Origin of the sequence: Bacillus sp. 22190 (assembly GCF_052045575.1) — a bacterium.
In the GTDB taxonomy this organism is placed as follows: domain Bacteria; phylum Bacillota; class Bacilli; order Bacillales; family Bacillaceae; genus Bacillus; species Bacillus altitudinis.
In genome coordinates this window covers 90,847-102,621 of record NZ_JBQEPF010000012.1, presented here as the reverse complement: position 1 = coordinate 102,621, position 11,775 = coordinate 90,847, and the positions used below count along the sequence as shown (strand labels likewise).

7 protein-coding genes and 1 pseudogene are annotated in these 11,775 nt (G+C 40.8%); 4 read left to right on the top strand and 4 right to left on the bottom strand.

What is annotated here, in order from left to right:
• Window positions 1-50 precede the first annotated feature (50 nt).
• Both ACTJKA_RS15290 and ACTJKA_RS15285 read left to right on the top strand, forming a co-directional pair.
• A pseudogene (locus tag ACTJKA_RS15290) lies at window positions 51-1,608 on the top strand (T7SS effector LXG polymorphic toxin).
• Between the two features lie 25 nt (window positions 1,609-1,633).
• Window positions 1,634-1,969, top strand: coding sequence for a hypothetical protein (locus ACTJKA_RS15285; protein ID WP_035703576.1), 336 nt, complete (start codon window positions 1,634-1,636; stop codon window positions 1,967-1,969).
• Window positions 1,970-2,267: 298 nt separating this feature from the next.
• Here ACTJKA_RS15285 and rlmD read toward each other — a convergent pair whose 3' ends face one another.
• The gene (gene rlmD / locus ACTJKA_RS15280; RefSeq protein WP_440607829.1) at window positions 2,268-3,641 is read right to left on the bottom strand and encodes a 23S rRNA (uracil(1939)-C(5))-methyltransferase RlmD; all 1,374 of its coding nucleotides are present in this window, start codon (window positions 3,639-3,641) and stop codon (window positions 2,268-2,270) included.
• Window positions 3,642-3,702: 61 nt separating this feature from the next.
• The gene (locus ACTJKA_RS15275; protein WP_007496845.1) at window positions 3,703-4,611 is read right to left on the bottom strand and encodes a diacylglycerol kinase; all 909 of its coding nucleotides are present in this window, start codon (window positions 4,609-4,611) and stop codon (window positions 3,703-3,705) included.
• 181 nt (window positions 4,612-4,792) lie between these two features.
• Here ACTJKA_RS15275 and ACTJKA_RS15270 point away from each other — a divergent pair, with 181 nt between their 5' ends.
• Window positions 4,793-5,746: a nucleoside hydrolase gene (locus ACTJKA_RS15270; RefSeq protein WP_098680482.1), complete on the top strand. Its 954-nt coding sequence runs from the start codon at window positions 4,793-4,795 to the stop codon at window positions 5,744-5,746.
• A 227-nt stretch (window positions 5,747-5,973) separates the two neighbouring features.
• Here ACTJKA_RS15270 and ACTJKA_RS15265 read toward each other — a convergent pair whose 3' ends face one another.
• Window positions 5,974-9,183: an efflux RND transporter permease subunit gene (locus tag ACTJKA_RS15265; protein WP_098680483.1), complete on the bottom strand. Its 3,210-nt coding sequence runs from the start codon at window positions 9,181-9,183 to the stop codon at window positions 5,974-5,976.
• 131 nt (window positions 9,184-9,314) lie between these two features.
• Here ACTJKA_RS15265 and ACTJKA_RS15260 point away from each other — a divergent pair, with 131 nt between their 5' ends.
• Window positions 9,315-10,160 (top strand): TetR/AcrR family transcriptional regulator, encoded by an 846-nt coding sequence (locus ACTJKA_RS15260; protein WP_345912087.1) that lies wholly within the window; start codon window positions 9,315-9,317, stop codon window positions 10,158-10,160.
• 182 nt (window positions 10,161-10,342) lie between these two features.
• Here ACTJKA_RS15260 and gatB read toward each other — a convergent pair whose 3' ends face one another.
• Window positions 10,343-11,773, bottom strand: a complete 1,431-nt coding sequence (gatB, locus tag ACTJKA_RS15255) for an Asp-tRNA(Asn)/Glu-tRNA(Gln) amidotransferase subunit GatB (protein WP_007496855.1) — start codon at window positions 11,771-11,773, stop codon at window positions 10,343-10,345.
• Window positions 11,774-11,775 lie beyond the last annotated feature (2 nt).

Sequence of the window (11,775 nt, the reverse complement as noted above, 5' to 3'; positions counted from 1 at the left end):
ATAATGGTAAAATCTCTATTGATTGCGACCAAGCATTAAAGGAGAATACCATGAAAACGTTAGATGTTAAAACTTTGCACCATGCAATTGATCAAACACTGACACAGTTAAAACAACAATCACTACATATCAAATCCCTTGAAAGCCAAATCAATCGAATCATTTCATTGGATGGCGCACTAAAGGGGGAAGCTGGAGAAGCGATTCGAGCGTTTTACTCAGAGTGCCATATCCCTTTCTTGCAATTCTTTCAAGTCACGATTGGAGAATACACCTCCGTACTCCAAAAGGTACAGAATGCACTTCACGCATTTAAATCAAATGAAAATGGCTTTATCTCACAAGCATTTCTCGAGCATGAGCTTGATCAAGGTTTAAAAAATGCCGAAACAGCTGTATCTGATATCATGTCAGATGTGAGCAGTGCCATCGGCAAAGTCAGCCATATTATTCATTTACCAATTGTGGACGAGTCTGCTTTTCAAGTCAGTTACCAAAAAGCCTGGATGAACATCTCAAAAACCATCGGTACGCTCCATGCCTTTGACAGAGAACAAGCCAGTGCTTTGAATGAAACCAAGAACTCCATACAAACAATGAAAGAATACATAGACACTCTAGGCACAATGTTCACTGGTGCAAAAATCGGGATCACCACCTATCAAAAAGGGTCCATTCTCAAAGATAAGGAAGACAAAAAGATCAGCAGTAACCTAAACGAATTGAATAAAAAAATAGACAATCCCGATGGAAATCCAATGGCGATCATGCTGAATAAGCTGAATGATAAAGAGCGATCGAATGTGGATACGGTTGTAAATAGGAAACCCTCTAATAAAATTAATCAAGACGCCGTGTTCGTAAATGGAAAAGTATATAATACAGATGAAAAGATTGACTTCGCAAATGCCAAAATAGTTGACGTTATTCGAGATGGAATGCTCTATCGGTTACGAATAACGGACCAAAACAAAGTGAATATTGAGAGCATCACAAAGATTTCCGACTTAAAACAAACCCCAAAAATCTTAAATACAGCGGTTGAATTTACAGGAATAAATGATGCAATTCGAATCATAACAGGGAGAGACCCTGTATCAGGTGACAAAGTCGCTGACATGGACCGTCTAGTATCAAGCTTGTACATGATACCCGTAGCTAAAATCGCTAAAGTTGGAAAATACGTATTTAAAATCATGAAAGGAGAGAAAGTAGCCAAGAAGATTGTCAAAACACCTTCCTTCGGCAAACACTCCGTACCAAAAGGTCCGTATCGTGAAGTAAATGGGTTCCCGGCAAAAGTAAAACCAGGCGCTCAAGAGAAACATATTCCTGATGCACCTAACTATAAGCAAGAAGTTGCGAATGGTAAAACCAAGAGTATATTCTATGGAGACAATAAAAAGGCACAAGAATTACTAGATAAATTTGCAGGAAAAGGTGATATGTTCACTAAAAATAGAGAAAGAATAAATTTTGGTCAAGTAATAGGAAAATACTATGATCACAAATCCAAAACGTATCTAGAAACTACTAACGGATTAAACTACTAACGGATTGATACATTACGGAAAAGATGGAGCTCACATAGTACCAGCGAGACCATAAAAATCATTATCAGAAGGGGATATACATGGGATACGATTCATTAATTAGAACATTAATAGATTTTGAAAAAAGTGATATGATACTAGAATGGGAAAATGGTTTTAGAATTATCGGTAAACTAGATACTGTTTATGAAACAGACAATGGATTAGAAGATGACGATGTAAATTACACGGAATACCATGCTGCTGGATTTAAAGCGAATAAAATATTAGCTAATCCTACCAATAATTGTGGTATTGTTTATGAATGGCTGAAAGAAGGTAATGCTTTTACTGAAATTTCCCTTTATAACGATCCACCAACAGCAGTATATTTACCGGATGGTCAAAAAATATGGGATTTGGACAATGATAAATAACAGACGGATAACAAAAGAAAGCCCCTCTAATAAAGAAGAGCTTTCTTTTGTTTTAACTGAACATATTTCGTAAACTTTGTTTTATTTGAAGATACCTTTTTAAATCCAACGGCTATTTATCGTAATTCCTTTCGCATGCCCCTCGGCCAACAAATCAAGGAAATATTCTTATTTGATCAGCGCATCATCTCTTTTCGATCAATAAAAAGGTTTTCTGTCAAAATTTCTTGCATTTCCCGCGGTCTGCTGTTTTTTCTTTAATTTTGTTATAAATCGTAACTTGTACACTCTTAAACCCTTATTTATATAAAGACGCCACGCACTCCACATGACTCGTATGCGGAAACATATCCACAGGCTGCACTTCCTCCGTCACATACCCACCATCTTCAAGAATACGCAAATCACGAGCAAGCGTCCCAGGATTACAGGACACATATACAACACGGTTTGGTTTCATCTTTAAAATCGTATCAAGCAGTGCTTCGTCACAGCCTTTTCTTGGCGGATCAACCACTAGCGTATCTGCTTTGATGCCTTCTTTGTACCAGTTTGGGATAACGGTTTCTGCTTCGCCGACTGCGAATTCAACGTTGTTGATTCCGTTTAAGTCAGCGTTGCGTTTTGCATCTTCAATCGCTTCTGGCACAATTTCCACGCCATATACTCTGCCTGCTTTTTGTGCGAGAAATAAGGAAATCGTACCGATTCCGCAATACGCATCGATCACGGTTTCTTTTCCTTGCAGCTCGGCATATTCAAGCGCTTTGTCGTAAAGCACCTTTGTTTGAGTTGGATTCACTTGATAAAACGAGCGGGGTGAAATAGCAAATTTGATGTCGCCAATCGTGTCATAAATGTATTCTTCGCCCCATAAAACGGTTGTTTCGTCTCCGAAAATGACATTTGTCTTCTTAGAATTCACGTTTTGTACAATTGACCGAACATGCGGGAAGCGTGCTATAATCTGCTCAATCACCTGTTGCTTTTGCGGAAAATCAGCCGTTCTTGTGACAAACACAACCATCATTTCACCTGTTGCAATGCCGTAGCGAACCATGACATGACGCAGCCAGCCTTTGTGCCGCTCTTCGTTATATGCTTTGATGCCAAACGCATTGCAGATGTCTTTTACTGCCTGTACCACTTCGTCATTTTCTGATTGCTGGATCAAGCATTTTTCCATATCAATGATTTCATGGGTACGCTGCTGATAAAATCCTGCAACAAGTCCGCCTTCCCGTTCGCCAACTGGTACTTGTGCTTTGTTTCGGTAATTCCAAGGGTCTTCCATGCCGAGTACAGGATGAACTTTTACACGGCTCATATCAAGCTTGCCGATCCGCTCCAATACGTCCTTTACTTGTTTCTGTTTAAAAAGCAGCTGGCCTTCATAGCTCATGTGCTGAATTTGACAGCCTCCGCACTGCTTATAGATAGGACATGGCGCATCTTGCCTGTGCTGACTTTCCTTTGTCAGCTCCATGAGTCGTCCAAAAGCAAATCCTTTTTTGACACGTGTGACTTTGATTTTCCCTTGTTCGTCAGGAAGGGCATTCGGTACAAACACAGGGAAACCCTCAATTTTCGCTACACCTGCACCTTCATGCGTTAAGTCTTCGAAGGTTACATTGTAGTATTCATTCTTTTCAACAGGCGGTTTCATTTTCACCAATTTTATCACCTCATTTGCAAAGAAAAACTTGGCCGCCATAAGGAACCAAGTTCAGTCTTCACCCTATTTTTTCAGCTGTTGCTTTTGGCACAATAAATTCAATATGGCGATACAGGTTTTCAAATTCACCTGGCAGCATGCCGCCGTATTCACCATCTAAATTCAATTGCATTTTATCTTTTACATCTACCTTTACGCGATTCGCTTTTGCGTAGATGACATTATTATCATGAATATGCTCGCCTCGAAGTGCAAGACTGACCACTCGAATGGCTTCTGCTAGGTTAACCTTCTTTAAAATAATCAGGTCAAACATACCGTCATCTAAAATAGAATCTGGTGCCAGCTTTTCAAAGCCGCCTACTGAGTTTGTTAGTGAAACAAGAAACAGCATGATTTCTCCATGAAACAATTTGCCGTCATATTCAATTTCGACTTCTGTCGGGCGAATGGAAGGAAGCATCTCCATGCCTTTCAAATAATACGCAAGTTGTCCTAGCATGGTTTTCAGCTTACTAGGCACTTCATAGGTCAGCTCTGTTAATCGGCCGCCTCCCGCAATATTAATGAAATACTGTCCATTCACTTTACCAATATCAAGCGGCTTTGCTACACCATCAATGATGGCATCTGTCGCTTTTAAAATATCTTCTCTTGGAATGCCAAGTGCTCTTGCGAAGTCATTGGTCGTTCCAACTGGAATGATTCCTAATTTTGGTCTTTTTTCAAGCGGCGCTAATCCGTTGACGACTTCATTAATCGTGCCGTCTCCACCAGCTGCTACAATTAAATCAAAGTCTCTCTGTGCGGCTTTTTCGGCTGCTTGTGTTGCATCTCCTGCACATGTCGTCGCATGACAAGATGTTTCATAGCCAGCCTGTTCAAATTTTTGCAAAACCTGCGGTAAATTCTTCTTAAAGAGTTCACGTCCAGATGTCGGATTGTATATAATTCGAGCACGTTTCATTCATCATCATCCTATTATCATTATGCAATCTATTTTCACCACTAACAACCTTTAATTATACTATGAGATTTGAAAATGGCAACAGAACAACCCCCTAATATTTGAAATCTCACGGTACGTTTCCCTCAGCAGATCAGCATTCTGATAAGATAAAGGAAAACGATGAAAAGGATGGAATGCTATGAAAAAGCCTGTCTATTTCAATCATGACGGCGGTGTTGATGATCTCGTGTCCTTATTTCTGCTTCTTCAAATGGAACACCTGAAAGTGATCGGGACGTCTGTGATTCCTGCTGATTGTTATTTAGAGCCTGCGCTGAGCGCTTCTCAGAAAATTATTGATCGATTTAGCCCATATGAGATTGAAGTAGCCGCTTCCAATTCTAGAGGTGTGAATCCATTTCCAAAGGAATGGCGTATGCATGCCTTTTATGTAGATGCCCTGCCGATTTTAAACGAAAAAGGTGCTGTTGATACAAAAGTATCTAAGCTTCCTGCACATCTTCACCTGATTGAAACGGTGAAAAAGTCAACTGAACCTGTTACGCTGCTCTTTACAGGACCGCTCACAGACCTTGCACGCGCCTTAGAAGAAGATCCTTCCATCTCAAATAAAATTGAGAAACTGGTGTGGATGGGCGGCACATTCCTTGAAAAAGGCAATGTCGAAGAACCCGAGCATGATGGAACAGCAGAATGGAATGCTTTTTGGGACCCTTATGCTGTGAGCACCGTATTTCAAGAGCGTTTTCCAATTGAAATGGTCGCACTGGAAAGCACGAATCAAGTCCCGCTCACACTCGATGTCCGTCAACGCTGGGCTTCCCTTCGCTCTCACATCGGGATTGACTTTATTGGACAATGTTATGCCTTTTGTCCGCCTCTCATTCATCACGAAACGAACTCGACTTACTACTTATGGGATGTGCTGACAACGATCACTCTTGCATCTACCTCATTTACCCGTTCAAAAGAAATGAATGCAATTGTTTATACCGAAACACCAAAACAAGGACGTACCGAAGAACATCCAGATGGAAAATTGATTCAAGTCATTGACCACGTCGATCGGGATGCCTTTTTCGAGGCCTTTGAAGAGCTGATGAGAAAAGCGGTTTGTCAGATTTCATCATAAAAAAGCCCCGCTTATTAGCGGGGCTCAGATTGTTGACAAAGGACTAAATTATACTTTTTTAGCCCTGTGTCTTCTTTTCAACGTGATAGAAAACCTTTGCAGCCCTAGGAAGGACGAGTACCGGCGCGGAGCGAATTTGACATTCGTGAGCACCGGAACGCAGGATTGACAAAGAATGCGAGTGTTTGTCTACACGCTGAAGCCCCGCTCATTAGCGGGGCTTCCTCTTACTCTTCTTCAGCGTACTTTTTCTTACGTCTAAACTTGCTTAAGATTTCATACACGATTGGCACGATGACCAATGTGAGAAGTGTAGAACTTGTTAAACCGCCAATAACGGTGACGCCAAGTCCTTTTGATACGATCTGACTTCCGCCTTCAAAACCTAATGCGAGTGGCAGCAATGCACCAATTGTCGCAAGTGCCGTCATTAAGATTGGGCGTAATCTTGTTGTACCTGCTTCAAGTAAAGCTTCTCTTGTTGAAAGACCTTCTTTTTCTTTATGAATCACTCGGTCAATCAAGACAATGGCATTTGTTACAACGATTCCGATTAGCATCAGCAATCCAATCATGGCATTTAAACTGATGGTTTCTTTCGCTACAAACAATCCAACGAGTGCCCCAATAACCGTAAATGGAAGTGAGAACAGAATCGCAAATGGTGCAAGACCTCCGCCAAATGTAATGACGAGAACGAGGTATACAATCGCAATCGCTGCAAGCATTGCGAGTCCTAGCTGTGTAAAGGATTCCTCAATATCCGCACTTACACCGCCTGTATCAATCGTAACGCCAGATTTTAAATCAAGCTTGTCAACTTTCTTCTGGACATCTTGTGTCACACTTGATACGTCGTCTGTTGTCATGTCACCAGATACTTCAGCGTAAATCTTCCCATCACGCTTTGTTACAGTGTTTGCTGTTGTGCCATCTTTCACTTTCACCACATCGCCAATTCGGACTTGTTGTCCTGTTGGTGTTGTGATCTTTTTATTCTCTAGATCTTTTTTACTCTTGTATTCATCTTTTTCCGTTTGAAGCTTCACATCTAGTTCTTTGCCGTCCTCTGTTACTTTCGTCAACGTTGTTTCATTACTTTGAGGAGCGATCGCCTGTGCGATTTGTGAAGCGGTTAAGCCTAGTTTCGCCAGTTTTTCTTGATCTGCATTAAACGTATATTCGTCATACTTCTCAGATAAGCTTGTGCTGACGTTTTTCAAGTTCTTCTCATCTTTTAAAATGTTCTCGACATCTTTGACTGTGCCTTCAATATCACTTGCTTTGTCACCGTACACATAGTACGTCACTGTATTGCTTGCGCCAGCAGATGAGAAGTCTTGTGATTTCCATTCCCCTTTAGACGTTTTGTCTTGAAGGGCTTTAACCATACGATCTTTTTCTTTATCAAAGTTCGGTGTGTCCTCGTCGTATTGTACGAAGAATAATGCACCGTTAGAGTTTCCGCCAACACTTGCTGTCATTGCATTTGAAGAGCCTAATGAATATTGAACCGTATTGACATGATCACGTTTCATTAAGTAATCTTCTGCCTTTTTCGTTTCAGCAACGGCTTGTTCTCTCGTTTGTCCAGGCTCTGGCGTGTATGTCACCATTGCCGTTTTTTCTGCTTCCTGTGGTAAGAAGCTGACACCGACAAGTGGTGCGAGGAATAAGCTTCCGACCAGCATCAAAATCGCAATTCCTGACGTGATCCATTTATGGTTCAATGTCCAATTGAGTACACGTCTATAACCACCAGCAAGTTTGCTTGGTTTGTGTTCTTTTACCTTTTTCGCTTTGCCATACAGGTTCTTTTTAAATAGGCTGTGAGCCATCATTGGAACGATTGTAATGGCAACAAGTAGTGAAGCCATTAGAGCAAACACAATGGTTAATGCAAATGGGATGAATAATTCACCAATCATTCCACCCACTAGCGCTAATGGCAAGAATACCGCAATTGTGACAATCGTCGAAGACATAATCGGAATAAACATTTCTTTTGTGGCTTCTCTAACGAGTGCTTTACCTTTTAACGGTTCATCTTTTAACGCCATTCGTCGATAGATGTTTTCTATGACGACAATCGAGTCATCGACAACACGTCCAATGGCGACTGTCATGGCACCAAGTGTCATGATATTTAATGTGATATCGAGCTGATTTAATAATAAAACAGCAATCAACAGGGATAACGGAATGGAGATGACCGAAATTAATGTTGATTTGATATCTCGAAGGAACAACATGATGATAATGATCGCAAAGATTGCTCCGATGATCGCCTTGTTCAGCATTGTGCTGACAGATTCTTTAATCGGCTCTGCTTGATCATATGTCGTGCTGACTTTGATTCCTTTATTGTCTTTTTTGAATGTATCAAGTTCTTTTGTGACTGCTTCTGCTACACTCACTGTGTTGGCATCAGAGCCTTTGACAATTTGCAAACCGATACTGTCTTTTCCGTTCGTTCTAGAAATTGATTCTGCATCTTTCACGACTTTAATATCTGCTATCTCAGAAAGTTTGATCGTCGGCAGTTCTACCGATTGACCGCTTGCTGCACCTGCACCTGTTTGTTGCTGAGCTGCTGCTTGCTGCTGACTTGCACTTCCAGCCTGCTGATCGGTACCTTGAGCACCTGCATTTTCTGAGCCGCTAGCAGATGCACCAGCTCCTGCGCTTGCACTTGGTGTGACAGGAATTCGCATGTTTTTCAAATCTTTAACACTTAAAATATTGCCATCCACTACGACTGATTTTTGCTTGTTGCCAAATGTGTATAACCCTAAAGGTACATTGACATCAGAGCCTTTGATCATGTTTTGGACAGTTTCTTCATCTAAACCATATTCCTTCAATTTCTTTTGTTTAAAAGAAAATTCTACTTCTTTGATTTGTTGTCCAGAAGCTTCGACAGACGAGACACCCTCTAAGCTTTGAAGAGAAGGAATAAGATCATTTTCCACTTTTTGTGTCAGGTCTTGTAATGATTCTTTATCACCGGAGACACTTAGAGCTAAGATTGGAATCGCATTGATGCTAAAACGTGTGATTTTTGGTTTTTCTGCATTTTCTGGAAAATTGATATTGCTAATGGCATCTTCAATTTCCTTCTTTGCTTCATCCATATCTTTATTGTAATCGTACTCGATTTGAATCGATGAGGCATTTTCAAAAGAATTAGAAGTGACCACATTCACCCCATTGAGGTTTTGTATCGACTTCTCAATTGGGTCTGTCACCTTATCTGATACTTCGTCCGGCGTTGCGCCAGGATACGTTGTAGAAACCGTAATGACTGGAGTGTTGATATTCGGGATTGATTCTTGTTTCATATTCAATCCGGCATATAGACCAGCAACTGTTACGATAATCGTCATGAGCCATACAGCGAACTTGTTCTTTAATACAAAATTGATGATCGAATTCATTATGTCCTCCATTTTCCTTTATGTATTGACTGACTGGTCATTCTATATCATAATAAACGGTGATATACAATGCCGTCAACCATTTCACTTGCGTTTGACGTAACATTCTAAAGCTGAAGGGGCCTTATTTCATGAACGAAAAAAAAGAAAAAATCATTAAAGCAAGCATTCAGTTGTTTGCGAAAAAAGGTTTTTCTTCTACGACCATTCAGGAAATTGCAGATGAATGCGGAATTTCTAAAGGTGCATTTTATTTGCATTTCAAATCAAAAGAACAGCTTTTCAACAGAGCGTTTGAATATTATATCGACACATCTATGCAAAGTATTGAAAAGATTCGAAAAGAAAATCAGCATCTTGCGCCTAGAGATATCTTTCAGAAACAAATCGCTGAACAGTTCCAGCACTTTGCTGAGAACAAGGATTTTATCATTTTGATCCTCAGCGAGAACATTATTCCGGAAAATCAGCAAATTAAAAAGTATTCCAAAACGGTTAAAAAGCAGATGAATGATGAAATCCAAATTTCTATTTTGACCACGTATGGACAGGAGATCGAACCATATATAACTGACCTGTCAGTCATGATTCAAGGAATCATCCAATCTTATGTGCAAGTACTGCTTTTACAAGATCAGATGCAATTATCATGTGATCAGCTCTCATCCTTTATTCTCGACCGATTTGATGATTTGGTGCATGGGCTTCTCCGTTCTCATGCGAAGCCGATTCTAAAGCAAAACATTTGGGATGACGAAGTGCCAAATGCCGCTACTCTTCAAGAAGAGCTTCGATTGTTAAAATCTGAGCATCTGCTTTCGGATGATACCCTTGTATCCATTGAAGTTATTGAAGAAGAATTGGCCAAAGATGAGCCTCGCAAGCCGGTCATTCAAGGGATGCTAACAAATTTAGAAACGTGTGAGAACTCCGCTGTCCAAAGAACTGTGGAACAATTGAAGCTATTCCTCCAATGACAATACGTGGCAATGTTCACTTTAGTTCACCTTTATCCCCTTCGAATATGTGCTAAAGCTTATGCTTCATTATAAAAAAAGAACCAATGAATTGATATACGGCGGTGGTCTGAATCTGTGATAAGACCCTGTCATATCCATCAACAAAAAAACCGCCTCAATGAAGAGGCGGTTTTTGCGATTTATCGTTTTTTGATTTCTTCAAGAAGAATCTTGTTGACCATCGGTGGGTTTGCTTGGCCCTTCGATGCTTTCATGATTTGTCCGACTAAGAAACCAATCGCGCGGTCTTTTCCATTTTTGAAGTCTTCAATGGATTGCGGATTGTTATCAAGAGCTTCTGTGACAAGTTTGAGCAGTGCACCTTCGTCAGAAATTTGGACAAGTCCTTTTTCTTTGACGATTGTTTCTGCGTCGCCCCCATTTTCGATAAGTTCTTTGAATACCTTTTTGGCAATCTTAGAAGAAATCGTTCCTTTTTCGATAAGCTTGATCATGCCAGCCAGTCCTTGCGGCGTTAGCTTCGTATCTTCCAGCTCTTTTTGAGCCGAGTTTAAGTACGCAGATACTTCACCCATGAGCCAGTTTGATGCTTGCTTCGCTTCAGCACCTTCTGAAATGGTCGCTTCAAAGAAATCAGACATTTCTTTTGTCAGCGTCAGTACCATTGCGTCATAGGCTGGAAGTCCAAGTTCATCAATGTAGCGTTTGCGGCGCTCGTCTGGAAGCTCTGGAATGGATGCTCTTACGCGTTCTTTCCACTCGTCATCAATATACAGCTCCACCAAATCTGGTTCTGGGAAGTAGCGGTAATCATCAGAGCCTTCTTTGACACGCATGAGGATCGTCTTTTTAGACGCCTCGTCATAGCGGCGAGTTTCTTGTTCGATCAAGCCGCCAGAAAGCAATACTTGCTCTTGACGTTTTTCTTCAAACTCAAGACCTTTTTGGACGAAAGCAAATGAGTTTAAGTTCTTCAGCTCTGTTTTCGTTCCAAACTCTTCACGACCGATTGGACGAAGAGAAATGTTGGCATCACAACGTAGTGAGCCTTCTTCCATCTTACAGTCAGAAACGCCTGTATATTGAATAATGGATTTTAATTTTTCTAAGTAAGCATACGCTTCTTCTGGCGTACGAATGTCAGGCTCAGATACGATTTCAACAAGTGGTGTACCTTGACGGTTGAAATCGACGAGTGAATAACCGTCGCCTGTGTGCGTCAGTTTTCCTGCATCCTCTTCCAAATGAAGACGTGTAATACCAATTCGTTTTGTCTTGCCGTCTACTTCAATTTCAATCCAGCCGTTTTCACCGATCGGTTTATCAAATTGAGAAATTTGATACGCCTTTGGGTTATCAGGATAGAAATAGTTTTTACGGTCAAATTTTGTATCAGTTGCAATCTCACAGTTCAGTGCCATTGCTGCTTTCATCGCAAAGTTCACCGCTTCTTTGTTCAGCACAGGCAGTACGCCAGGATAACCAAGATCGATGACACTTGTTTGCGTATTGGCAGCCGCACCAAAAGGCGTCGGTGAGCTTGAGAAAATTTTTGATTGTGTTTTGAGCTCTACGTGGACTTCAAGTCCAATTACCGTTTCAAAGTTCATTC

Coding starts and splice junctions, on each gene's coding strand:
- ACTJKA_RS15270 (WP_098680482.1), top strand. CDS start 4,793: ATGAAAAAGCCTGTCTATTTCAATCATGACGGCGGTGTTGATGATCTC.
- ACTJKA_RS15285 (WP_035703576.1), top strand. CDS start 1,634: ATGGGATACGATTCATTAATTAGAACATTAATAGATTTTGAAAAAAGT.
- gatB (WP_007496855.1), bottom strand. CDS start 11,773: ATGAACTTTGAAACGGTAATTGGACTTGAAGTCCACGTAGAGCTCAAA.
- ACTJKA_RS15265 (WP_098680483.1), bottom strand. CDS start 9,183: ATGAATTCGATCATCAATTTTGTATTAAAGAACAAGTTCGCTGTATGG.
- ACTJKA_RS15260 (WP_345912087.1), top strand. CDS start 9,315: ATGAACGAAAAAAAAGAAAAAATCATTAAAGCAAGCATTCAGTTGTTT.
- ACTJKA_RS15275 (WP_007496845.1), bottom strand. CDS start 4,611: ATGAAACGTGCTCGAATTATATACAATCCGACATCTGGACGTGAACTC.